This window comes from Gibbsiella dentisursi (genome assembly GCF_039539505.1).
GTDB classification, from domain to species: domain Bacteria; phylum Pseudomonadota; class Gammaproteobacteria; order Enterobacterales; family Enterobacteriaceae; genus Gibbsiella; species Gibbsiella quercinecans.
The window spans coordinates 315,281-339,786 of record NZ_BAABDG010000007.1; the positions used below are offsets into that span (position 1 = coordinate 315,281).

General features: G+C 60.9%; 21 protein-coding genes. 4 read left to right on the forward strand and 17 right to left on the reverse strand.

Annotated features, from left to right (window positions below):
• Nucleotides 1-145 precede the first annotated feature (145 nt).
• Nucleotides 146-1,156, forward strand: coding sequence for a flagella biosynthesis regulator Flk (flk, locus tag ABFX35_RS15695; RefSeq protein WP_279022644.1), 1,011 nt, complete (start codon nt 146-148; stop codon nt 1,154-1,156).
• A gap of 12 nt (nt 1,157-1,168) precedes the next feature.
• Here the strand turns inward: flk and ABFX35_RS15700 are convergent, their stop codons facing one another.
• Both ABFX35_RS15700 and ABFX35_RS15705 read right to left on the reverse strand, forming a co-directional pair.
• Complete coding sequence (locus ABFX35_RS15700) at nt 1,169-1,621, reverse strand: rhodanese-like domain-containing protein (RefSeq protein ID WP_279022642.1); 453 nt, start codon at nt 1,619-1,621, stop codon at nt 1,169-1,171.
• A gap of 294 nt (nt 1,622-1,915) precedes the next feature.
• Nucleotides 1,916-2,557 carry a hypothetical protein gene (locus ABFX35_RS15705; protein WP_346082126.1) on the reverse strand — a complete coding sequence of 214 codons (642 nt, stop codon included), beginning with the start codon at nt 2,555-2,557 and terminating at the stop codon, nt 1,916-1,918.
• Between the two features lie 221 nt (nt 2,558-2,778).
• Between ABFX35_RS15705 and apbE the strand changes: the two genes are divergently transcribed.
• Nucleotides 2,779-3,819, forward strand: coding sequence for an FAD:protein FMN transferase ApbE (apbE, locus tag ABFX35_RS15710; RefSeq protein ID WP_095847940.1), 1,041 nt, complete (start codon nt 2,779-2,781; stop codon nt 3,817-3,819).
• A 51-nt stretch (nt 3,820-3,870) separates the two neighbouring features.
• Here apbE and ABFX35_RS15715 read toward each other — a convergent pair whose 3' ends face one another.
• From ABFX35_RS15715 to fabB, 6 genes are all read right to left on the reverse strand, one after another.
• Nucleotides 3,871-6,990, reverse strand: a complete 3,120-nt coding sequence (locus ABFX35_RS15715) for an efflux RND transporter permease subunit (RefSeq protein WP_346082127.1) — start codon at nt 6,988-6,990, stop codon at nt 3,871-3,873.
• A complete protein-coding gene (locus tag ABFX35_RS15720; protein WP_346082128.1) occupies nt 6,987-8,435 on the reverse strand; it encodes an efflux RND transporter periplasmic adaptor subunit in 1,449 nt (482 codons plus the stop codon). The genes ABFX35_RS15715 and ABFX35_RS15720 overlap by 4 nt, the downstream gene beginning before the upstream one ends.
• A complete protein-coding gene (locus ABFX35_RS15725; RefSeq protein ID WP_346082129.1) occupies nt 8,432-9,691 on the reverse strand; it encodes a TolC family protein in 1,260 nt (419 codons plus the stop codon). Before ABFX35_RS15725 ends, ABFX35_RS15720 begins: the two co-directional genes overlap by 4 nt.
• Before the next feature lie 11 nt (nt 9,692-9,702).
• The gene (locus tag ABFX35_RS15730; RefSeq protein ID WP_095847936.1) at nt 9,703-10,011 is read right to left on the reverse strand and encodes a copper-binding protein; all 309 of its coding nucleotides are present in this window, start codon (nt 10,009-10,011) and stop codon (nt 9,703-9,705) included.
• A 73-nt stretch (nt 10,012-10,084) separates the two neighbouring features.
• Entirely contained in the window at nt 10,085-10,498 is a 414-nt protein-coding gene (locus ABFX35_RS15735) for a hypothetical protein (RefSeq protein WP_279022630.1), read from the reverse strand.
• A 200-nt stretch (nt 10,499-10,698) separates the two neighbouring features.
• Nucleotides 10,699-11,916 carry a beta-ketoacyl-ACP synthase I gene (gene fabB, locus ABFX35_RS15740; RefSeq protein ID WP_095847934.1) on the reverse strand — a complete coding sequence of 406 codons (1,218 nt, stop codon included), beginning with the start codon at nt 11,914-11,916 and terminating at the stop codon, nt 10,699-10,701.
• A gap of 160 nt (nt 11,917-12,076) precedes the next feature.
• On the opposite strand from fabB, the gene mnmC reads away from it, so the two are divergent.
• Entirely contained in the window at nt 12,077-14,098 is a 2,022-nt protein-coding gene (gene mnmC, locus ABFX35_RS15745) for a bifunctional tRNA (5-methylaminomethyl-2-thiouridine)(34)-methyltransferase MnmC2/FAD-dependent 5-carboxymethylaminomethyl-2-thiouridine(34) oxidoreductase MnmC1 (protein ID WP_346082130.1), read from the forward strand.
• A gap of 609 nt (nt 14,099-14,707) precedes the next feature.
• Here mnmC and ABFX35_RS15750 read toward each other — a convergent pair.
• The 6 genes from ABFX35_RS15750 to prmB all read right to left on the reverse strand — a co-directional run bounded on the left by ABFX35_RS15750 (nt 14,708) and on the right by prmB (nt 19,345).
• Nucleotides 14,708-14,989: a YfcL family protein gene (locus ABFX35_RS15750; RefSeq protein WP_095847932.1), complete on the reverse strand. Its 282-nt coding sequence runs from the start codon at nt 14,987-14,989 to the stop codon at nt 14,708-14,710.
• 21 nt (nt 14,990-15,010) lie between these two features.
• Nucleotides 15,011-15,559, reverse strand: coding sequence for an elongation factor P hydroxylase (locus ABFX35_RS15755; RefSeq protein WP_346082131.1), 549 nt, complete (start codon nt 15,557-15,559; stop codon nt 15,011-15,013).
• 65 nt (nt 15,560-15,624) lie between these two features.
• Complete coding sequence (locus ABFX35_RS15760) at nt 15,625-16,425, reverse strand: sulfite exporter TauE/SafE family protein (RefSeq protein WP_279022625.1); 801 nt, start codon at nt 16,423-16,425, stop codon at nt 15,625-15,627.
• A 3-nt stretch (nt 16,426-16,428) separates the two neighbouring features.
• Entirely contained in the window at nt 16,429-17,256 is an 828-nt protein-coding gene (gene mepA, locus ABFX35_RS15765; protein ID WP_346082132.1) for a penicillin-insensitive murein endopeptidase, read from the reverse strand.
• Between the two features lie 5 nt (nt 17,257-17,261).
• The gene (aroC, locus tag ABFX35_RS15770) at nt 17,262-18,347 is read right to left on the reverse strand and encodes a chorismate synthase (protein WP_346082133.1); all 1,086 of its coding nucleotides are present in this window, start codon (nt 18,345-18,347) and stop codon (nt 17,262-17,264) included.
• Between the two features lie 65 nt (nt 18,348-18,412).
• Nucleotides 18,413-19,345 carry a 50S ribosomal protein L3 N(5)-glutamine methyltransferase gene (gene prmB, locus ABFX35_RS15775; protein WP_346082134.1) on the reverse strand — a complete coding sequence of 311 codons (933 nt, stop codon included), beginning with the start codon at nt 19,343-19,345 and terminating at the stop codon, nt 18,413-18,415.
• A 186-nt stretch (nt 19,346-19,531) separates the two neighbouring features.
• On the opposite strand from prmB, the gene smrB reads away from it, so the two are divergent.
• Nucleotides 19,532-20,062, forward strand: coding sequence for an endonuclease SmrB (gene smrB / locus ABFX35_RS15780; protein WP_121553214.1), 531 nt, complete (start codon nt 19,532-19,534; stop codon nt 20,060-20,062).
• A 100-nt stretch (nt 20,063-20,162) separates the two neighbouring features.
• On the opposite strand, the gene sixA is transcribed toward smrB, so the two are convergent.
• The 3 genes from sixA to fadI all read right to left on the reverse strand — a co-directional run bounded on the left by sixA (nt 20,163) and on the right by fadI (nt 24,483).
• Nucleotides 20,163-20,645 (reverse strand): phosphohistidine phosphatase SixA, encoded by a 483-nt coding sequence (gene sixA / locus ABFX35_RS15785; protein WP_095847925.1) that lies wholly within the window; start codon nt 20,643-20,645, stop codon nt 20,163-20,165.
• A 371-nt stretch (nt 20,646-21,016) separates the two neighbouring features.
• A complete protein-coding gene (gene fadJ / locus ABFX35_RS15790) occupies nt 21,017-23,173 on the reverse strand; it encodes a fatty acid oxidation complex subunit alpha FadJ (protein WP_346082379.1) in 2,157 nt (718 codons plus the stop codon).
• Nucleotides 23,173-24,483 (reverse strand): acetyl-CoA C-acyltransferase FadI, encoded by a 1,311-nt coding sequence (gene fadI, locus ABFX35_RS15795; protein WP_346082135.1) that lies wholly within the window; start codon nt 24,481-24,483, stop codon nt 23,173-23,175. The genes fadJ and fadI overlap by 1 nt, the downstream gene beginning before the upstream one ends.
• Nucleotides 24,484-24,506 lie beyond the last annotated feature (23 nt).

Here is a 24,506-nt window from a genome sequence, read left to right on the forward strand (position 1 = left end):
ATCGGCAAGCGGGCGGCACGTCCGTCTTCAGTGAAAGAAATCTCGCCGAAACAGTATTGATAACCGTTATTTGCAGGTATCATTAAAGTACCTGCGCCGATACGGCGGGGATGACTTTTTTTCTACATTGGGAAGGACTGGTAATATGCAACCTTTGAGCGGGCCCGACACCACTAACGCCCCCGACAGTCCTTCTGCTCCGGGTAGCCAAAACGCCGGCGGCGGCGATCAGCCGCTCTCTACGGCACAGCGCACCACGCTGGAAAAACTGATCGTCAAAATCATGGCGCTCAGCCCGGTGAAATCCGCAGAAATCTGGGCCGCACTGCGCCACGATCTGGCGATAGACAACGGCAGCGAACTGCTGGCCCGCCATTTCCAGCCGGCGGAACAGCGCCTGCAAAGCCGCCTGGCGCAGGCACAGCAAAACCATGCCAGCCGCCAACTGCTGCAACAGCTGACCGAACTGCTGCCCCAGGGCAACAACCGCGTGGCCGTCAGCGACTATATTCGCCAGCAATTTAACTGCACGGTGCTCAGCCAGCTCAACGATGCGCAGCTGCAACAGGTGCTGGATCTGTTGCAAAGCGGCTCGCTGGCGATCCCCGCGCCGCAGCAGGCGATCGTTACCGATCGCCCCTTGCTGCCGGCGGAACACCAGAGCCTGGCGCCGTTAGTGACGCGCCTGAGCGCAACCACCGGCGAACCGCCGGCCAAAATCAGGCAGGCGATCTTCCACCTGGTCGGCATCAAAAGCAACGAGCCGTTGCCGGCGCGCCACTTCCAGTTGCTCAGCCAATACCTGCAGGTGAAAACCACGCTCAGCCAGCAAAGCGCGCCGACGCTAAACGGCCTGCTGGCGGCGCTTAAACAGCCGGCAGACCGGCAGGAGCGGCAGTTGCTCAGCGATTATTGCCTGTCGCGCTTTAACCGCCGCGCCAACGCGGCGTTAACCCAGGATCAGCTCAACGACGCCATTGGCCTGCTGTTTTCGCAGCGCCTGGAAAAAGCCGGAACGGCGACGCTGATCCGCAGTGAAGATATCGCCACCCCGCCGCCAGCACCCAGTTGGTGGCAAGCTATCGCACGCAAACCGCTGGTGCCGGCGATCGTTGCGCTGGTGATCATCATCGGCGCACTGATGCTGCTGTTCTAGGCAGCGTCAGCCTTACCCACAGCCGCAATCCCCGGCCGGCCGTGCGCCCCATTCACCCGCTAGCTCACCCGTGACTAACGGGTGGCCGTCGCGCAGCCAAAAATCCAGCCCGCCGATCAGCTCCTTCACCTTGAGGCCATACATCGCCAGCTTATAAGCGCCTTTGGTGGAGCCGTTGCAACCAATACCATCGCAATACGTGACGTACACCTTGCTGGGATCCAACTGCGCCAGCCGCGCTTCGTTCATCTGCCGGTGCGGCAAACTCAGCGCGCCGGGAATATGCCCGGCCCGATAGTATTCCGGCGAACGGGTGTCGATCACCACAATCGCAGTCACACCGTTGCGCAGATCTTCAGCCACGTCCCAGGCGTCGGCGTAGTAACTCAACTTGGCCTGCAGATAGGCCAGGTGTTGTGCCGGATCGGCGGGGGGAAAGGCTAAAACAGATGAAACGATAGCCATCGCTGACAGCTCCTGTGTTGTTTAAAGGCAGACCAAAGATGATAGTCCCACTCATCATGAAAAGAGGGAAAACTTAGGTTATACCGGGCTTTGTTGCTGATGAATCTTTATTTTCCTTTCCGTTTTCCTTTATCAGGAATCAACCAGAAAATAAAACAACCGATGAAGAATACTATGGCAGGCATAATATATCGCATGGAACCCTCGTTAAGCACGATAGCGCCAATCACGCAGAACGCGGTGATACCCATAACTATCCCACCCAAGGCATCAAAAAAAACGCGCAAAACCCTATCACATATTGTTGATTTCATTGATAACGCTCTCCAATTGCGCGGGATTACTTCGGGCTAACTTACTGATGGATAAGAAGTTTTCGAGAGGTTTTTCAAATAGAAAATAGAGCATGTCGAAATTTTGCACCCAAAGCTTTTGATACAGTCCTGGATTTTCATGGCGTAAACGGCGAGAGGCTTGAGCAGCTCGCGAAATTAACCCTTGGGTGAGTACAACACCGATAGAAAATGATGTCCCTATACGGATAGCCAACCTGCTAATGGCAGCGGCAGCTATCCCATCAACTAACCTTGCGCCGATGATACCACCAATGGCTAATTGTGTTATCTGCCGGGAACCAACAGCAGTCGCTTTACGAGCTATTGCATCATGTATTTTCTGGACAGCGCTATCTGGAAGGTGGCTTAGGGCATCATTAATGATGATTTCTGTTATCTGGATAATGACCGTCCGATTAGCACAAATCCTTTTCAACCCTTGATATAAACGGGTATCGTCATCAAAATTACGGCTCTGGTACATCTGCCCGCCGTCGCTTAAACTAAGGTCTTCCAAAGTTCGCTCAACACCGTAATAAAAATCGACGGGGATTGATACTACACCGTCTATAACCCCTTTACCTATACTTGCTATGTTCATCAGCCGCTTCCCATATCGTTTTTTTCCAATGATAACCTTATGAATAATCTGGGGGAAGCACAGACAAGCACTCAATAATACGATTAGGAATACTGCCTGATAAACGCCGGCCTTATGCCGCTGGCGATGCGCGCCGGGCAGCGATTTTTTACTTTCAGCCTTTTCATTTGCCGCGCTTTGCTCTATTTGTAACGCCCTTATCTGTTTTTAAGGGATGCACTATGGCTCACATTTATGCCAGGGTTTTGCTGCTGGGCGCCACGCTGGCTCTGCTCAGTGCCTGCGACAGCGCGCAAACCCGTCCACAGGTCACCATTGAAGGTAAAACCATGGGCACTTTCTACAGCGTTAAAATCAGCGGCGAACTGGCGGAAAGCCAGCAGCAGCTCCGGCAAGAGATCGACGCGCTGCTGGAACAGGCCAACGACGATATATCTACCTATCGGCCCGGTTCCGTGCTTTCCAGGTTCAACCACAGCCCAAGCACGGCACCGCAGCCGATTCCGCGCGGCATGGCCGATATTATCCTGATGGCCCAGCGCATCGGCCGCGACACGCACGGCGCGATGGACATCACCGTCGGCCCGCTGGTTAATCTGTGGGGCTTCGGCCCGGATAAACACCCGTGGAAAACCCCGGATCAACAGCAAATTGAGGCGGCGAAAAGCCTTGTGGGTTTACAGCACCTGCAATTGATCGGCAACAGCCAGGGCGAGTGGCTGCAAAAAGATCTGCCGGCGCTGTATGTTGACCTTTCCACCCTGGGTGAAGGCTACGGCGTGGATCAACTGGTGCAGTTGATGGCGCGCAAAGGCATCACCAACTACCTGGTTTCCGTGGGCGGCGCGGTTTCTTCACGTGGGGTGAACGGCCAGGGCAAACCCTGGCGGGTGGCGATCCAAAAACCCACCGACCAGGAAAACGCGGTGCAGGCACTGGTGGATCTGCAAGGTTATGGCATCAGCACTTCCGGCAGCTACCGCAACTATTTTGAGGAAAACGGCAAACGCTATTCTCATGTGATCGATCCCACCACCGGCCGGCCGATCGACCATAAGCTGGTTTCCGCCACGGTGATCGCGCCCACCGCGCTGGAAGCCGACGGCTGGGACACCGGGCTGATGGTGCTCGGCCCGGAAAAGGCGCTGCAACTGGCGCAGCAGAAAGGGCTGGCGGTGTATCTGATCACCAAGACCGATAGCGGCTTCAACGCGGTGATGACGCCGCAGTTCAAAGCTTTCCTGGTACAGCCGAGCGACTGACACTATCCGCCGCCGCCTAATACCGGGCGGCGGCGACATGTTATCGCTGGATTACCCTTTGCGGTGCAACAGCAGATACACCGCCGGGATCACCAGCATCGACAACAGCGGCGCGCTGATCATACCGCCAATCATCGGCGCAGCGATGCGCCGCATCACCTCGGAGCCAGCCCCATCCCCCCACATGATCGGCAACAGGCCGGCCATAATGGTGGCCACCGTCATCACCTTCGGCCGCACGCGCAATACCGCGCCTTCACGGATACCGGCCAGCACCTGTTCACGCGTTAACGGCTGCCCTGGCAAACGCTGGCGCGCCAACGCCTGGTTCAGATACAGCACCATAATCACGCCGAATTCGGCGGCCACCCCGGCCAGCGCAATAAACCCAACCGCGCCCGCGACCGACAGATTATAGTTGAGCAGATACAACAGCCACACGCCGCCGATCAATGCAAACGGCAACGTAGCGATAATCAGCAGCGCATCGCGCACGTTGCTGAAGGTGATAAACAGCAGCACAAAGATAATCATCAACGTGACCGGCAGCACCACCTTCAATTGGGCGCTGGCGCGTTCCAGGTATTCAAACTGCCCGGACCAACTCAATGAAACACCCGCCGGCAGTTGCACCTGCTGCGCCACCCGCTGTTGCATCTCCTCCACCGCCGAGCGCAAATCGCGCCCGCGCAGATCGACATAGATCCAGTTAGACAGCCGCGCGTTCTCGCTCTTGAGCATCGGCGGCCCTTCGCTGATGCGGATATCCGCCAGCGCAGAGAGCGGCAACTGTGCGCCGCTGGCGGTCACCACTGGCATCTCCCCCAACGCGGCGAACGAATCGCGGATCTCACGCGGATAACGCACGTTGATCGGGTAACGCGCCCGCCCGTCAAACACTTCGCCAACGTTTTCCCCGCCGATCAAGGTTGCCACCATCGCCTGCAGTTCCTGTACCGTCACGCCATAGCGCGCGGCGCGCTGGCGATCGATGTCGATATCCACGTAGCGCCCGCCGGTAACGCGCTCGGCCAGCGCCGAGGTCACCCCGGGTACCTGCTGGACGATTTGTTCGATCTGCCCGGCCACGCGTTCGATATCCGCCAGGTTGTTGCCGTTAACCTTGATGCCCACCGGGCTTTTGATGCCGGTAGCCAGCATGTCCAGCCGGTTGCGGATCGGCGGCACCCACACGTTGGCGATGCCGGGAACCTTAACCACACGATCCAGCTCCGCCACTAGCTTGTCCATGGTCATCCCCGGCCGCCACTGCTCACGCGGCTTGAAACGAATGGTGGATTCCAGCATGGTCAGCGGCGCCGGATCGGTGGCGGTTTCCGCGCGCCCGGCCTTGCCGAACACGGTGTCCACCTCCGGCACCGTTTTAATCAGCCGATCGGTGATCTGCAGCAAGCGCCCGGCCTCACGTGCCGAGATGCCCGGCAGCGTGGAAGGCATGTACAGCAGATCGCCCTCGTCCAGCGGCGGCATAAATTCGCTGCCCAACCGGCTAAGAGGATAAAACGTTAGCGCCAGCAGCAGCGCGGAAATCCCCAACGTGGTTTTCGGCCGCGCCAATACCACCGCCAGCAGCGGCTGATACAGACGAATCAGCCAGCGGTTGAGCGGGTTGGCATGCTCATCAGGAATACGCCCACGGATAAAATAGCCCATCAGCACCGGCACCAGCGTAATGCCAAGCCCGGCGGCCACCGCCATGGCATAGGTCTTGGTAAAGGCCAGCGGCGCAAACATGCGCCCTTCCTGCGCCTGCAGTGTAAAGACCGGAATAAACGACAGCGTGATGATCAGCAGGCTGCAAAACAGCGCTGGCCCCACCTCCACCGCCGCCTGTTCGGAAATGCGCCAATAATCGCCGCTGGCCGGCTGCCGGCCGGGATGATCGTGCCGCCACTGTTCCAGCACCTTGTGCATGTTTTCGATCATCACTATCGCCGCATCCACCATCGCGCCAATGGCGATGGCAATGCCGCCCAGCGACATGATATTGGCATTCACCCCCTGGTAGTGCATCACCACAAAGGCGCCCAGGATGCCCAGCGGCAAAGTGACGAGCGCCACCAGCGCCGAGCGCAGGTGGAACAAAAACAAAGAACAGACCACCGCCACCACCACGAACTCTTCCAGCAGCTTGTGCGACAGCGTTTCTATCGCGTGCTCAATCAGCTGCGAACGATCGTATACCGGCACGATCTCCACCCCCGCCGGCAGCGTATGCTGGATCTGCGCCAGCTTGGCCTTTAGCGCCTGGATGGTCGCCAACGCATTTTTGCCGTAGCGCATCACGATGATGCCGCCGGCCACTTCCCCCTCGCCGTTCAGCTCCGCCACGCCCCGGCGCAGTTCCGGCCCGAGACGCACTTCCGCCACCTGCGGCAACATAATCGGCACACCGTTGCGCTCGGCCACCAGCACCTGGTCAAAATCCGCTAATTGCCGCAGATAGCCGGTAGTGCGCACCATATATTCGGCTTCGCCCATTTCCAATAGCGCGCCACCGCCGGCCTGATTGGCACGCTGCAACGCATCAACCACCTGCTGCTGGGTAATGTTCAGCGCGCGCAGGCTTTGCGGATTAAGCACCACCTGGAACTGCCGCACCATGCCGCCAACGCTGGCCACTTCCGCCACGTCCGGCACGGTTTTCAGTTCAAACTTCAGCGTCCAGTCCTGCAGCGCGCGCAGATCGGCCAGGCTGTGTTTCCCGCTGCGATCCACCAACGCATAGGTATAGATCCACCCCACGCCGGTGGCGTCCGGCCCCAGTTCCACCTTCACCTGATCCGGCAGCGCGGCCTGCACCTGGCTAAGGGATTCCAGCACGCGTGAACGGGCCCAGTAAGGATCGGTGCCGTCTTCAAACAAGATGTAGATATAGGCGTCGCCGAACATGGAAAAACCCCGCACCGTTTTCGCGCCCGGCACCGTCAGCAGCGTGGTGGTTAACGGATACGTCACCTGATCCTCAATCACCTGCGGCGCTTTGCCGGGGTAGCTGGCGCGCACGATCACCTGTACATCGGACAAATCCGGCAGAGCATCCAGCGGCGCTTTCTGCAATGCCCATATCCCCCAGCCGGCCAGCATCAGTGAAGCCAACAACACCAGTAGCCGGTTACGCAACGACCAACGAATCACTGAAGCGATCATAGGTGGCCTCCATGCTCTGCGGCTTGCGGCATTATCCGGCTGATATGCGGGCCGTTGTCATCCACGCTGAAAAAGAACCTCACCTTGCTGCCCACCGGCAAACCGGCCGGCAACCCGCCGGGCGGCAAAGCGAAGTCCATGGTCATCGCTGGCCATTGCAGCGCCGGCACCGGGCCGTGCGCCAGGGTGATGGCGCCGTCCGCCAGTGCCACAATAGTGGCTTCGGCCTGGTATTGGGCGGCAGGCGCGTTTTCCCCAGCAAACTGCGGCAATGCGCTGCGCATGCTGGCCTCGGAGTCAATCAGGAACTGGCCGGAGGTCACCACCCGCTGCCCGGCCTGCAGGCCCTGTTTTATCTCGGCCCATCCGCCCTGCACCCGCCCGGCCACCACGTCGGCCGGCGTAAAATGCCCGTCGCTTTCGGCCAGCAGCACCGTGGTGCGATCGCTGCGGCTGATTAACGCCTCCTGCGGCACGGCAAGTACCGGTTGCCGCTGCCCGGCGGGCGATAACGTGGCCTGTAGAAACATGCCCGGCTGCAGTTTTTGCTGTGGGTTCGCCAATTCCACACGCGCCTGCGCCGTGCGGGTCTGCGGATCCACGTTCGGCAACAGTTCACTTATCCGCCCGATAAAACGTTCGCCAGGCCAACTGGCCGCACTGGCCTGCACCGCATCGCCCGGCTGCACCGGCGCGCCCTGCGGGTAATCGATCACCAGCCACACAGGATCCAGCGCGGCAAGCTCGAACAGCGCCTGGCCCACGGCCACCTGCTGCCCTTCCCGTACCGATAGTTGGTTAATAAAACCGCTGGCCGGCGCGTTAAGCGTCACCCATGGCTGCGGTTTACCGCTGCGTTCCACCTGGCGGATCACCGCTTCCGGCATAAACGCCAGTTGCAGCCGTTGGCGGGCGGCGGCGGTTAATGGGCGATCCCCCAGTTGGAGTACCGCCAGGTACTCCTGCTGCGCGGCGCTCCATTCCGGGATCCACAGTTGCGCTAACGGCTGCCCCTGTTGCACCCGCTGCTGGTTGGCGCGCACGTACAGTTTCTCGATCTGGGCGTTGGCGCGGGCAGCGATCACCTGCACACCGCGCTCATCGGTCGCGATGCGGCCAACGGCGTTCAACGGTGCTTCAAGCACGCGCATCTGCGCCTGCTCGGTGCGCACCCCCAGATTTTGCTGCTGGCGTGCGCTGATGGTCACGCCCCCTTCCGGCGCGGCCTCATCGGCATAGCGCGGCACCAGTTGCATATCCATAAACGGCGATTTCCCCGGGCGATCGAAGCGTTGGCCGGGCACCATCGGATCGTACCAGTACAACACCTGGCGCTGCGCATCTCCGGCCGGAGCCGGCGCGTGCTCGGCGGCCAGCCAATAGCCGGCCAGACCGCCGCCGGCCACTGCGGCCGCCAATAATGCAAGACTTAAGCGTAGGTTCATTGCGCGGCCTCCTGTAGCGTGAGATAGCGGATCGCCGCCCAGATTTGCGCCAGTTCACGCGCCGTGCGCCCTGCTTCCAGGCGGCTTTCCAGCAACGCCAGACGGGCTTCCAGTGGGCCGGCCAGCGCACTCTGGCCGCTGCGGTACTGCGCCAACTGCAGCGCAACCCGCTGTTGCTGCAGCGGTATCACCTGTTGTTGCTGGCGCTGCCACTGCGCCAGCGTGGCCTGATACTGCGCCAGCAGCGTATCGAGCTGCGCCTGGTGATCGCGGATCAACTGCGCCAGACGATCGTTGGCCTCCAGCGTGCGGGAAACGTCCGCCGCGTAGTCTTTGTCCTGGCGTTGGGCGGTGAACAACGGCAGATCGACGGTGAACATCACCCCGGCCATGTCTTCATAGCCGTCGGCGCGCTTGCCGTAATACACCTCGATGCCCACGTCCGGAATTGCCGCCACCTGTGACTGCGCCGAACGCGCCCGGGCCACATCCGCTTCGCGGCGGGCCTGCAGCACTTCCGGGTGTTGGGCAATGGCCTGCTGCAACACGCGGCTTTCCGCCGGCAGGCGCTCAAAGCGCGGCAACGGGCCTGTGACGCGCACCGCCGCATCGCCGGTGAGCTGAGTCAATCTGGCTTGCGCCACGGCGGTATCGCGTTGGGCTTCGCTGAGGCGATCCTGCATCGTCAGCAACGACAGGCGCGCCTCGATAAGCGCGCTGGCTGGGGCGCTGCCGCTTGCCACTCCAGCGCGCTGGGCGGCGATCTGGCGTTCGCTTTCCTGCACCAGGGCCCTGGCGTCTTGCCACGTCTGTTGGCTAAGCGCCAAATCAAGCCAGGCCTGCGCGGTTTGCTGGCGCAGTTGGCTGAGGATCACCACGCTGCCGGCGCCGGCCTGGCTGGCCTCGGCGCGCAGGGTCGCGGCCTTGCGCTGGCGTTTGCTGCTGCTGACGTAATCCTGCATGATGCCGACCCGCTCCATCGTCATACCTTCACGGGTAAAACGGCGGCCGTTGCCGCCCTGCACCGGCACGTTCTCAATACCGAACTTCAATTTGGGGTCGGGCAGTTGCATGGCCGCATCGGCCTGGTTATTCAGGGCATTGATTTGATGCTGGCTGGCCGAAAGCGCCGCCGAATGGCGCTCCGCCGCCGCCAGCGCCTGCGCCAGCGTTAACTCGGCGGCCAGTGCGCCGCTGGCCCAGCAGGCCAGCAGCAGCCCGCCCACCCGCAGTGGGTAAGAAAGACGTTTGTTCATGGTGGCTCCCGTTACCGCTGGCTGGCGTGGATCGCCGTCAATTGGTAACCGCCGGCGACCTGGCGGAAGCTGAAGTCAACCGGTGTGCCGGCCGGCAAGGCGCTAACCGGCGGCGGCGGCAACAGGAAGCTCATGGTCATCGGCGGCCAATTCAGCGCCGGGATCGCCTGGTGAGCAATCGACACCGCCTGCGGGCGCCAGGCTTTGATAACCCCCTGGGCATGAATTTCAGCGGATGAGGATGGCGCAAGCGCCGGGGCGGCTGGGGCCGCGACAGGGAACAACAGGAAAAGGGCCATAGCGGCCATCAGGTTACGCATAGTACAGACTCCGTAAAATAGTCAACAAACACCAAAACCACCCGGCAATGCGGGCGCGCACAGGGTTGTTGGGCTATTCACGGAAGCAACAAAAAGCAATCTCTGCCGGTGGGCCGACGATCGGCGGCATCTGCCAGACCGGGCGGGCGCCGTGGTATTGCACCGGTGGGATCACCGCCACCCGTTCGGTACCGGCAGGCAACGCCGCCAACACCGGCCCGGAGTGATCCTGCTGGGCGTTATCCGGCACGCAGTGTTTACCGCACACCGGCTCTGCGGCCGCATGCCGTTCGGTCTCGGCCGCACTGGCGTGCTGCATATGCTGCATCGCCGGCGCATCCAGCGTCGCCTGCAGGTGGCAAGCGTGGCTGGCGAGCGCCAATTGCGTATTCAGCAGCAGCCAGACGGCTACCCACAGCCAGGCGGCCGGCTTCTTCACCAGGCCGGCGTGATGCGTGGATAATAATCTGCTGATCCTGGCTGACATGCTGGTATTCCGCTCAACGTAACAGCGCGAGTATAACGGGGGGATAGGGGTGCAGAAACGGGATTTACATCAACTGACAAAGCCAGCCCGGCATTCAGCAATATGCGGCAACTATGTTGATTTAAATCAAAAAAAACAGAATAAAGGTAAAAAAAACGGGCGCGGCAAGCCGCACCCGATTGACCGCATACCCAGCAGGATTATGCCTGGTATTTACGCAGCGTCAGCGTTGCGTTGGTGCCGCCAAAGCCGAACCCGTTGGTCATCACGGTGGTCAGTTCACGTTTGGTCGGTTCAGTGATGATGTTCATCCCTTTCGCATGCTCATCCAGCGTTTCAATATTGATGCTCGGGGCAATAAAGCCGTGCTCCAGCATCAACAGCGTGTAGATGGTTTCCTGCACGCCAGCGGCGCCCAGCGAGTGGCCGGTCATTGCCTTGGTGGCAGAGATAGCCGGCACGTTGTCGCCGAACACTTCACGGATCGCGCCCAGTTCTTTCACATCACCAACCGGCGTAGAGGTGCCGTGCGTATTGATGTAATCGATCGGCGTATCAACACCTTGCATCGCCATTTTCATGCAGCGCACTGCGCCTTCGCCCGACGGAGCAACCATGTCGGCGCCATCAGAGGTGGCACCGTAGCCAACCACTTCAGCAAAGATGTGCGCACCACGTGCCAGCGCATGTTCCAGCTCTTCCACAACCACCATACCGCCGCCGCCGGCGATAACAAAACCGTCACGGTTAGCGTCATAGGTGCGGGATGCTTTTTCCGGCGTATCGTTGTATTTGGTGGACAGCGCGCCCATCGCATCGAACTCACAGGCCATTTCCCAGGTCAGCTCTTCGCCGCCGCCGGCGAATACGATGTCCTGTTTGCCCATCTGGATTTGTTCAACCGCGTTGCCGATGCAGTGTGCAGAAGTCGCACAGGCGGAACTGATGGAGTAGTTAACGCCATTGATTTTAAACGGCGTGGCCAGGCAGGCGGAAACGCTGGAAGCCATCGCTTTGGTCACCACGTAAGGACCAACGGCTTTCAGACCGCGCGGGCTGCGCATGGCATCGGCACCGAACACCTGAAAACGGGCGGAGCCGCCAGAACCGGCGATCAGACCAACGCGCGGATTATTTTGGTAAACGTCTTCAGTCAGACCGGCAGAAGCCACGGCTTCTTGCATGGACAGGTATGCGTAAATGGATGCGTCGCTCATGAAACGCACCACCTTGCGGTCGATGAGGCCGGTCGTATCCAGTTTTACGTTGCCCCATACGTGACTACGCATGCCGGAATCTTTCAGTTCCTGGGAGAAAGTGATCCCAGAACGTCCTTCCTGCAGGCTCGCCAGGACCTCCTGCTGGTTGTTACCAATGCTGGAGACGATGCCCAGGCCAGTAATCACTGCACGTTTCATTCAATACCTCTTCCACAATTATTACATTCGGGATTTCGTCACGCACTTTAGCGTACAGTTGTAAGCCGAACAAGTCCGATCAGCGTGATTCTTGTCTGATTTGCACCGGGAGGGCGCTGCGGCTAGAATCCCGTCACCCCTTGAGCTATGAGCAACCGCCGTGAATCACGCCCCCATCCAAACCGCCGCATTAACCTGGAATGAACAGGGTACACCTGTTTCGCAACAGTTCGATGACGTCTATTTTTCCAATCAGGATGGGCTGGAAGAAACCCGCTACGTTTTTTTGGGCGGCAACCGGTTGCCGCAGCGTTTTGCGCAGCACCCGCGCCCGCTATTTGTGGTGGCGGAGACCGGATTCGGCACCGGGCTGAATTTTTTGACCTTGTGGCAGGCGTTCAACGCCTTCCGGGCGCAGAGCCCGCAAGCCAGACTGCAACGCCTGCATTTTGTCAGCTTTGAAAAATTCCCACTGCAGTTGGCCGATCTGGCGGCGGCGCATGCGCGCTGGCTGGAGCTGGCGCCCTTCGCCGAGGAACTGCGCGCCAACTGGCCATTGCCGCTGCCCGGCTGCCACCGGCTGCTGTTGGACGGTGGGCGCGTCACGCTGGATTTATGGTTTGGCGACGTCAACGCCCTGCTGCCCACGCTCGATCACAGCATGAACCAACAGATTGACGCCTGGTTTCTCGACGGCTTCGCCCCGGCGAAAAACCCCGACATGTGGAGCCCGGCGCTGTTTAGCGCCATGGCGCGTCTGGCGCGCCCGCAGGGCAGCTTCGCTACCTTCACCGCCGCCGGCTTTGTGCGCAGGGGCCTGCAGCAGGCCGGCTTCACGGTGGAAAAATGCAAAGGGTTTGGCCAAAAGCGGGAAATGCTCACCGGCTGGATGCCGGCCGATGCGCAGCCCGCCGCCGACCCAACGCCCTGGTTCTATCGCCCGGCGGCGCACACGCCTGAAGACGTTGCCATTGTCGGCGGCGGCATCGCCAGCGCCCTCATCGCCCTGGCATTACAGCGGCGCGGCGCCCACGTCACGCTCTATTGCGCCGATGGTCAACCCGCAGAAGGCGCATCCGGCAACCGCCAGGGGGCGTTGTACCCTTTGCTGAACGGCCGCAATGATGCCCTGGAGCGTTTCTTTTGCGCCGCCTTCCCCTTTGCCCGCCGGCTATATGACGCGTTAGAGCAGCACGGCGTCGCGTTCGCTCACCAGTGGTGCGGCGTCAGCCAACTGGCCTATGACGAGAAAAGCGCCGGTAAAATCGAGCGAATGTTGTCCGCCCTCTGGCCACCGGAACTGGCGCAGGCGGCCGATCGGCACGCACTGAGCGCGCTTTGCGGCGTCGACAGCGGCTTTGGCGGCGCACACTACCCACTGGGCGGTTGGCTGTGCCCGGCCGAGCTGACGCGCAGCGCCGTCACGTTAGCGCAAAGTCAGGGGCTGGTCTGCCGCTATCAACACCGCCTCACAACGCTGGATCAGGACGCACAGGGCTGGCGGCTAGGGTTTGCCGATGGCGCAACCCAGCGGCACGCCACGGTGATTCTGGCCTGCGGCCACGCCTTAGCGGCGCTGGCGCAAAGCGCCGCGCTGCCGGTATATGCCGTCCGCGGCCAGGTTTCCCATATCCCCACGACGCCGGCGCTGGGCAAGCTGAAACAGGTGCTGTGTTACGACGGCTACCTGACGCCCGAGAACCCCGCGAATCAGCAGCACTGTATCGGCGCCAGCTACCAGCGCGGCGACACCGCCACCGACTATCGGGAAGAGGAACAGCAGGAAAACCGGCAGCGTTTATTGCGTTGCCTGCCGGCGCAGGATTGGCCGCGACAGGTGGATGTCAGCGGCGGCCAGGCGCGCTGTGGGGTGCGCAGCGCAACGCGCGACCATCTGCCGATGATGGGCGCCGTGCCGGACTATGCCGCTACGCGGGATGTTTATCAGGATTTGCCGCGGCAGCACCAGCGTGGTGAAGCGGTAGCCGATGCGCCGGTTTATCCGAATCTGTTTATTCTCGGCGCACTGGGCGCCCGCGGGCTTTGTTCCGCCCCGCTGGCCGCGGAAATACTGGCGGCGCAGATCTTCGGTGAACCCCTGCCCGCCGATGCCGAAATGCTGGCGGCGCTGAACCCCAACCGAATGTGGGTACGCAAGCTGCTGAAAGGGAAGGCGGTTTAATCCCCCTCACCCCAGCCCTCTCCCTAAGGGAGAGGGAGCAGTATGTGCACCGGTGATGAAATGCCCCTCTCCCCGAGGGCGAGAGAGCAGTATGTGCACCGGTGCTGAAACGCCCCTCACCCCGGCCCTCTCCCAGAGGGAGAGGGAGGAGTATGTGCTCCGGTGATGAAATGCCCCTCACCCCGGCCCTCTCCCCGAGGGAGAGGAGCAGTATGTGCATCGGTGCTGAAACGCCCTCACCCCGGCCCTCTCCCTGAGGGAGAGGGAGCCGTATGTGCACCGATGCTGAAATGCCCCTCACCCCGGCCCTCTCCCAGAGGGAGAGGGAGGAGTATGTGCACCGGTGCTGAAACGCCCCTCACCCCGGCACTCTCCCCGAGGGCGAGAGAGCAGTATATGCACCGGTGCTGAAATGCCCCTTATCCGGCCCTCTCCCAGAGGGAGAGGGAGCAGTATGTGCATCGGTGCTGAAACGCCCTCACCCCGGCACTCTCCCCAAGGGAGAGGGAGCAGTACGTGCATCGGTGTAGGTGAAGGGATAACGGAAACGGCAAACGGCGGCGGACGATCCCCTCTCCCGGCGGGAGAGGGTTAGGGTGAGGGCGAAAATCAGGCGGTGGGCAGCGCCTTTTGGTACAAATTCTCCCACATCCCGAGCACCAAGATCTGATCCGGCGGGGAAAGCTCACCGGCGCGGATGGCTTTATCCAGGCTGTGCTGCACGCGGGCCTTCAGTGCTTCGGCCGTATGCTCACCGTTCTCTTCCACTTCCGCCACTGCCAGCGTCAAATGACCGCGCAGGTAGCCACCGGCAAACAGTTCATCATCGCTGGCGTGTTCTACCATGTCATCAATCAGCGCCAGAATGCGCGCTTCAACTTCTGCGATCATCAAATTTCCTCTTAAACTCATTCAGTTGAGATCTTCCGGATAGGGGAAGTGCTCCGCCGTTAACGGGGGCGTATTGTAAAACGATTGTAGCGCCTGAATAAAGCGCGCAGGCCGTGTGGGTATTCCCTGTTCCAGCAGTTCCAGCACCCGCGCGCGCACTTTACGCTGGAAGGCGATGCGATCCGGCTCGCAATCCCCGTTCAGGTTGTCGCAGCTGACGTTGAACGGGAAGCCCGCCGCCACGCAGAACATCCACTCCAGCGCCTGCGGCTTGATCTCCACCGCCTCAAATTCGCTTTGCGTCTGGGCGTCGCGCCCGTCCGGGCAGTACCAGTAACCAAAATCCACCAACGTCCGGCGTTGTTCGCCGGCGATGCACCAGTGGGAAATCTCATGCATACCGCTGGCGTAAAAACCGTGGGCGAAGACGATGCGGTTATAGGGCACCGCGTCGTCCGCCGGCAGGTAGATCGGCTCATCATCGCCTTTTATCAGGCGCGTATTGTAATCACCGCTGAAACACTGATTGAAGATGTCGATCAGTTGGGTGTAATGATGCTTGTCGGCCATAGAAAAACCTGAATAACCCTAAAAATAAGGCGGCAATTATTTCATCTTGCCGCCCGTTTCGCCCATTAAAAATGCACTGCCAGCCACTGCATGATTTCTGCGCCGTGGTTATCGTAAAGCAACTTCAGGCTCATCAGCAGTGAAACCACCACGATCATCGGCCGGATCAGCTTTTGGCCGCGGGTCAGCACCATGTGCGCGCCAAGGCGTGCACCCAGCACCTGCCCCACCAACATCACCAGGCCCATGCTCCACACCACCTTTCCGCCGATGATAAACAACATCAGGCCGCCAAAGTTGGAGGTGAAGTTCAGCACTTTGGCATGCGCGGTGGATTTCGCCAGGTTAAAGCCACACAGCGTAACGTAGGCCAGGGCATAAAATGAGCCGGCGCCGGGGCCGAAGAAACCGTCGTAGAAACCGACGCAGCCGCCGGCAACCAGCCCGAACGGCACCGCGCTCAGGCGCCGCTGGCGATCGCTCTCCCCCAGCCGTGGGGTGAACAGAAAGTACAGGCCGATACCGATAATCAGCAGCGGCAACATCTGGCGCAGCAGATCGGCCCGCATATGCTGCACCAGCAGCGCACCAATCACCGAACCCAGCAAGGTCAGCGCAATCGTCAGCTTCTGATCGTGCAGATCCACCGCGCGGCGGCGGATAAAGTACAGGCTGGCGGAAAGGGAGCCGCCAACCGATTGCAGCTTGTTGGTGGCCAACGCCTGCGCCGGCGGTACGCCGACGGCCAGTAACGCCGGCACGGTCAGCAAACCGCCGCCGCCCGCAATCGAATCGATAAACCCAGCCAATAACGCCACAGCAAACAAGATCCCGAGCAGCCCGGGACCTGCAACAAGCCAATCCATGAATTATTCCGCAGTGAAATGATTATCCAACAACGCCTGGCAGGCAGGCGGCAAAGGCGGCGGTACGGGCTTACCGGGCTTCGCGCTCGGCAGATGCGGCTTAAACCAGCTTGCCAATTCAGCGCCGCAGCCATCGCCTGCCGGCGGCGCATCCTGCTCCTTGCACTCCAGGCTGCCCGCCGGGCAGCGCAAACGCACGTGCATGTGCGCACGATGGCCAAACCACGGCCGCACCTTTTGCAGCCAGGCGCGATCGCTGCCGGCATCTTCACACAGGCGCTGCTTGATCGCTGGATTGACAAAAATACGCGTGACCTCGTGATCCTGCGCCGCCAGCTTGATCAACTGGCCCACTTGCGGCTGCCACTGGCGCTCCACTACGCGCTTGCCGTCGGCGGAAACCAGATCAATCGGCTGCGGCTTCAGCAGTTGCTGCTGCGACCAGCGCTGGCGCGGCAATTGCAGCCAGATATCCACGTCCAGACCCGACTGGTGGCTGGCGTGGCCGCTGCTAAAGCGCCCGCCGGCCGGCATCGCCATGTCGCCGATCAGGACGGTGCCCAGCGCATTCTGCCGGGCTTCGCGGCCCAGGCGTTGAATAAACGCCAGTAAATCCGGGTGGCCGAAATAACGGCGTTGGTCGGTACGCATCACCTGATAATCCGCCGCTTCCAGCGGCAGCGGCTGCGCGCCAATCAAGCAGCCATTAGAGAAGCCGCCGATGGCCTGCGGCGCGCCGGCGACCGGATGATCGATCTTCTGCCACGGCGTGAGCGCCATCGCAGACGCCGAGGCCAGCAACGCAACAAGGCCGAACATGACGTTTTTCATGGCGGCTACCAACGCGGAACCGGGGAAGCCACATCACCGTTTTGCGCACGTTGGCGCAGCAAGTGATCCATCAGCACGATCGCCATCATCGCCTCGGCGATCGGCACCGCACGGAGGCCGACGCAGGGATCGTGGCGGCCGCGGGTGATCATTTCCACCGCTTCGCCCTGGCGATTGATCGTGCGCCCAGGCACCGTAATGCTGGAGGTCGGTTTCAGCGCCAGATGGGCGATCACCGGCTGGCCGCTGCTGATACCGCCCAGAATGCCGCCGGCATGGTTGCTCTGGAAGCCCTGCGGGGTGATTTCATCACGGTTTTCACTACCACGCTTGGTGACCACGGCAAAACCATCGCCGATTTCCACGCCTTTCACCGCATTGATGCTCATCAGCGCATGGGCCAGATCGGCATCAAGGCGATCGAATACCGGTTCACCGAGCCCGACCGGCACGTTTTCAGCCACTACGCTGACCTTCGCGCCAATCGAGTCCCCTTCTTTCTTCAGGGCGCGCATCAGTTCATCCAGCGCTTCCAGCTTGGCGGGATCCGGGCAAAAGAAGGGGTTCTGCTCAACCTGTTGCCAATCTTTCAGTTCACAGTGAACGTCCCCCATCTGCGCCAGGTAGCCGCGCACGGACACGCCAAACTTCTGCGCCAGGTATTTTTTGGCGATCGCCCCTGCGGCCACGCGCATCGCGGTTTCACGCGCCGAGGAACGGCCGCCGCCGCGGTAATCGCGCACGCCGTATTTTTGCTCATAGGTATAATCGGCGTGCCCCGGGCGGAACAGATCTTTAATCGCCCCGTAATCCTGCGAGCGCTGATCGGTGTTTTCAATGATCAGGCCGATGCTGGTGCCGGTCGTTACCCCCTCGAACACCCCGGAAAGAATACGCACCTGGTCCGGCTCGCGGCGTTGGGTGGTATAACGGGAAGTGCCTGGGCGGCGGCGATCCAAATCGTGTTGTAAGTCGGCTTCCGTCAATGGGATGCCCGGCGGCACGCCATCGACGATACATCCCAGCGCCACACCGTGGGATTCACCAAAAGTGGTGACGCGGAAGATTTGCCCAATACTGTTCCCTGCCATCACGGCTCCTTTTACCGTTGATTATTATCGTTATCAGGCCCGGCGCTGCGGGCCTGGTGAGTACATTAGTTGCGGTACGCGCTAAAATGCGCTTCACAGCCGACCAGTTGCTGTTTGGTCAGCATGAACACACCGTCACCGCCGTTTTCAAACTCCAGCCAGGTGAACGGAATATCCGGATACTGTTCCATAACATGTACCATGCTGTTGCCGACTTCACAAATCAGCACGCCGTCGTCGCTGAGGAAATCCGGCGCGCAGGCCAGAATGCGGCGCACCAGATCCAGGCCATCGTGGCCGGCGGCCAGGCCCAGTTCCGGCTCAAAGCGGAATTCCTGCGGCAGATCGGACATATCTTCAGCGTCGACGTACGGCGGGTTGGTGACGATCAGATCGTATTGGATCGCCGGCACATCGCGGAACAGATCGGAGCGAATGGGGATCACCTGCTGTTCAACGCCATGCGCCTGTATGTTGCGTTCGGTCACCGCCAGCGCGTCGCTGGAAATGTCCACGGCGTCCACCTCGGCTTCCGGGAACGCGTAGCTGCAGGCGATGGCGATGCAGCCGCTGCCGGTGCACATATCCAGAATATGCCGCGGAGCATGCGGCACCAGGCCGCTGAAACGCGCGTTGATCAATTCGCCGATCGGTGAACGCGGCACCAGCACGCGTTCATCCACGTAGAACTCCATGCCGCAGAACCAGGCTTTATTGGTCAGGTAGGCGACCGGGATGCGCTCGTTGACGCGGCGAATCACGCGCTCAACGATACGGTGGCGCTCGCTGGAGGTCAGGCGGGCGGTATGCATGTCTTCCGGAATATCAAGCGGCAGGTAGAGGCTGGGCAACACCAGTTGCACCGCTTCGTCCCATGGGTTGTCGGTGCCATGCCCATAATAGATAGCGGCGGCGTTAAAGCGGCTTACGGTCCAGCGCAGCATATCCTGGATGGTGTGCAGTTCACTGACTGCTTCATCGACGAAAATTTTGTCCAATTTGCCCTCCGGCAGGCATGATAATCACTCTATAGCCACATAGTTTGCCATGAAGCCGGCGACAAATCAGCAGCAATAGTCGCTCGCCGCCGTTGCCGCGGGGGGGGAAGGCGGCAGTTTTGCGTCGACAGAACATGGCAAGACGGTAAACTATTCGCTTAAACGACGATATCCGGTGAATAAATAATGAAAAATAAACCCTCTCTGAGCAAAGATGAAGTACAGCTCTTCAGGGAATCGGTGGCCGGCGCAAGAACACTGCGGCAGGATACCATTGTCCACCCCAAGCCAAAGGCCAGGTTCCGGCAGGCGGCCCCGCAGCGCCTGCTGCAGGAGCAGGTTGATGCCAGCTTTTATTTTTCCGATGAATTTCAGCCGCTGCTCGACGAAGACGGCCCGGCACGCTACGTGCGCCCCGGTTACAGCCATTTTGAGCTGAAAAAGCTGCGCCGCGGGGATTATGTGCCGGATTTGTTCCTGGATCTGCATGGGCTGACGCAAAAACAAGCCAAGCAGGAGCTGGGGGCGCTGCTGGCGGCCTGCCAGCGCGAACATGTGCACTGCGCCTGCGTGATGCACGGCCACGGCAAGCATATTCTCAAACAGCAAACGCCGCTGTGGCTGGCGCAGCATCCGGCCGTGCTGGCGTTCCACCAGGCGCCGAAAGAATGGGGCGGCAATGCGGCCATTCTGGTTTTGGTCGAACTGGCCGATTAGAAAACACTAAGGGCGATGCCATGCATCGCCCTTGTGGTTGACCGGGTGATGACGGGCTTTGGACGCAACGACGGCACCACGACCTATTGCGGGACACAGCCTAGGCTTTTACCGTCAATTGCGACGGCGCAACCTGCCATTCAAAGCTTCCGGCGCTGCCGTCGGCGGCCAGTTCAACATCCGCAATGGCCGAAGTGGCGAACATAGGCGCAGATTCACCCGGGCACAGTTCCGCCACCAGGTAACCCACCAGCGGCAAGTGAGAGATAACCAACACGGCCCCTACCCCTTCTTTTGCCAGAGCCTGCAGATAGCAGCTCACCAGGCCCGCGTCGCCGCCGGGAGTCAGTTCCGGCAGCACTTCAGCGCCTTCGGGCAGTGGCAACGCTTCACGCACCGCTTCCAGGGTTTGCTGTGCCCGCAGGTAAGGGCTGACCAGCACCCGTTCAATATCCACCGGCTTGGTGCTTAACCAGGCCGCCATTTGGCGTGAATCATCACGACCGCCGGTAGTTAAAGGCCTTACCGAATCGCTGGCGGCATCGAGTTCTGCCGCTCCGTGACGCATGATCAAAACTTGCATATTGCACCGCTGTTGTTAGCCAAAAAACGCTATACCCGCCATCGTGTAAGTTACAGGCGTGTGGGCTGCACTTGGGCTATAGGGTATAACAGAAACGCCGCGCGCACTTACCACATCGCGGGATTTTCCCCCAACGATAACGCACCGTCTCTCTGTGATGACCGGGCATTTTGCCTGAAAGTTCCGGTAAAAGAAAACGCTGTTTTTTACATCAGCGGCAACGGCCGCAGAATTTCCGGCGTATCTGCTCCCCATTCAACAGCTTAATATTTAATCTTCAACAAGATGAATTTTATTGATGACCACAGCGCCACGCCCCACCGTTGATCATTGCACGCACCGCCGGCGCATTGCCGGCCGCGCGCGGCCTTTCACGGATAGAAGCGCGCGCCCTGCTGCGCCATCTGCTGCAAGCGTTCGCAGGGCGCGAAATGCTCGCCGTACTGTTGCTGCAGATGGGCCAGGATTTTCACCACCTCCGCCGCCCCCAAGCGATCGATGTAGCGGAACGGGCCGCCGAGAAACGGCGGGAAACCAATGCCGAACACCGCGCCGATATCTCCGTCGCGCGCACTGCGCACCACGCCTTCATCCAGGCAGCGAACCGCCTCATTAAGCATCATCATCACGCAGCGCTGGGCGATCAACGCATGGGGGATATGCGCCTTCGGCGTGATGCCCAGAAGGGTATAAACGCGCTCGTCAACCCGCTTGCGCCAACGCCAGCGCACTTTCCCCGTGGGGTAAAGATAAAAACCGCGGCCGTTCTTGCGCCCTTTGCGCCCGTCTTTATGCAGCGCATCAAATGCCGCCGGCGCGGCAAAGCGCGGCCCAAGTTCAGCCTCCAGCACCGGGATAATCTTGGTGCCCACGTCAATGCCCACTTCGTCCAGCAGCGTTATCGGGCCAACCGGGAAACCAAAATCCACCAGCGCCCGATCCAGCGATTCGATCGGCTCCCCCGCCAGCAGGCAACGCGCCGCTTCATTGATATAGGGCGCCAAAATACGGTTGACGTAGAAACCGGCGCGATCGGCCACCACGATCGCGGTTTTCCCCTGTTTGTGCGCCAGCGCCACCGCGGTGGCGATCGTTTCATCGCTGGTGCCGGCATGGGGGATCACCTCCACCAGCGGCATTTTTTCCACCGGGCTGAAGTAATGCAGGCCGATCACCTGCTGCGGCCGCGCCGCGTTAGCGGCGATCTGGGCAATCGGCAGCGATGAGGTATTAGACGCGAAGACCGTGTGCGGCGCCGCGTGCTGTTCAACCTCGGCCACCATCTGCTGCTTGAGCGCCAGTTCCTCAAACACGGCTTCAATAACGATATCCACCTGTTCAAAGCCGCACCAGTTGGTTGCGCCGGAAATCAGCATCATCTGTTTTTGCCGCTGCGCCGGGCGCAGGCGTTTACTGCGCACCCGTTTACCCAGCAGGTTCCAGGTATATTGCAAAGCGCGATTGATCCCCTGCGTATCAACGTCTTTAATGCGCACCGGCAGTTCGCCGCGGGTGGCGGTAACGCAGGCAATGCCACCGCCCATCAGGCCGCCGCCGAGGATGCCGACACGGCGCAGCGGATGCGGTTGCGCTTCGCTGCCGCGCGCCTTTTTCAGCGCCGTCGCGGCAAAGAACAGGCTGCGCAACGCCGCCGACTGCGGCGACATCGCCAGCTCGCCAAACGCCAAGGCTTCCGCTTCGTAACCGCTGCGGCTGCCGCTATCAAGCCCGGTTCTGACCACCTGGATGATACGTTCCGCCGCCGGGTAGTTGCCGCGCGTTTTTTCCCGCGTTTTGCGCCGCACGATGCTGAACAACAGGCTGCGGCCCAGCGGCCCGTTCAACAACCGCTCGCGCCATGGCAGTTGCCGCTGCGCGCGCCAGCCTTGTTTAACCTGTGCCACCGCCGTCTGCAGCAGGATCGCCTGCGGCACGGCATCGTCCACCAGCCCGCTGCGCAACGCCTGGCGGGCACGCAGGTGTTTGCCGGTCAGCATCATATCCAGCGCCCGGCTGGCGCCCACCAGACGCGGCAACCGTTGAGTGCCGCCAGAACCGGGCAGCAACCCCAGTTGCACTTCCGGCAACCCCAGCACGGTTTTATCGTCCAGCGAACAAACGCGGCTATGGCATGCGAGCGCCAGTTCCAACCCGCCGCCCAGACAGGCGCCGTGGATAGCCGCCACCACCGGCACCGGGAACGCCGCGATTTGCGCCAGGGTGCTCTGGCCTTTTTTCGCCAGCGTTTGTGCCGCCTCGCGGCTGGCGCAGGCGGCAATCATGCTGATATCCGCGCCGGCGATAAACGAATCCGGCTTGCCGGAGATAATCACCAGCCCTTCCAGCGCGGCAATCTGCTGCGCCTTAAGCAGCACGGCATTTATCTGCTCGGCAAACTCCGCCTTGAGGGTATTCACCTTCTCATCCGGCACATCGATGGTGATCACGCCAATGTTGTCCGGCCGCAGCGTGAATTGGAACGCCGAAGGTTTGGCACGCTGTTCGTGCAGTGCGTTTTCCGTGCGCATCATGCCGCCTCCACCACCATTGCCGCCCCAAGCCCGCCCGCGGCGCAGGCCGTTGCCAGCCCCAGCCCGCCGCCACGGCGTTTCAGCTCATGCAGCGTTTGCGTCACCATACGGGCCCCGGTGGCGGCGAACGGATGACCATAGGCGATCGAACCACCCAGCACGTTGAATTTATCCATATCCACCTCGCCTATTGCCTGCGCCAGGCCCAGTTTCTCACGGGCAAACGTGGGGCTGGCGAACATTTTCAGGTTAGCCAGCGTCTGGGCGGCAAAGGCTTCATGCATGTCAATCAGAGCCAGATCTGCCAGCGTGATACCGGCACGCGCCAGCGCCAGCGGCGTGGCATAGGACGGGCCCAGTAGCATATCCTGCCGGACATCGATCGCCGTAAATGCATAGCTGCGCAGATAACCCAGCGGCGCCAGCCCCAGTTCCCTGGCGCGCGCCTCGCTCATCATCAGCACGGCCGCCGCGCCGTCGGTCAGCGGCGTGCTGTTGGCGGCGGTCACGCTGCCATGCTGACGATCGAACGCCGGTTTTAGCCTGGCGTAGGCCGCAAGGCTGGAGTCTTTGCGGATGTTGTTGTCTTCGGCAAGCGCGGTGTGGTAAGGCGGCACATAGGCGGTCATCACTTCATCAAGCAGCAGCCCCTGCGCCCAGGCCTGGGCGGCCAGCGTGTGGGAACGGTGCGCCAACGCGTCTTGCTCTTCGCGGCCGATCGCATAGGTTTTGGCCATTTGCTCCGCGGTATCGCCCATGCGCAAACCGGTGGAGTATTCCGCCACCGCGGGTGGCACCGGCAGCAGATCGCGCAGTTTCAGTTGGCTAAATAGCTTCAGGCGCTCCGCCAACGTCCGCGCCTTGCTGGCATCCACCAGCGTGCGCGCCAACGCTTTACTGACGCCGATAGGCAACACCGAGGACGAATCCGCACCGCCGGCGATGCCAATGCCGATATTACCGGCGATGATGCTTTCGGCCACGTTGGCAATCGCCTGGAAGCTGGTGGCGCAGGCGCGTGAAACGCTGTAGGCATCGGTATGCACGCTCATCCCGGTGCCGAGCACGATTTCACGCGCTATGTTGGGCGCCTCCGGCATTTGCACCACCTGGCCAAACACCAGTTGTTCAATAAGCTGCGGATCAACCCCGCTGCGCGCCAGCAGTTCACTCACGGCCATCTTGCCCAGATCCATCGCTGGAATGCCGTGATAGGCCGTCGCCTGTTTGGCAAAGGGCGTGCGCAGGCCGTTTACAATCGCAATGCGGTCCCCCTGGCGGGTCAGCAGCGGCAAAGCCTTACTCATCGGTGAAGCTCCTGAAAAAGAGA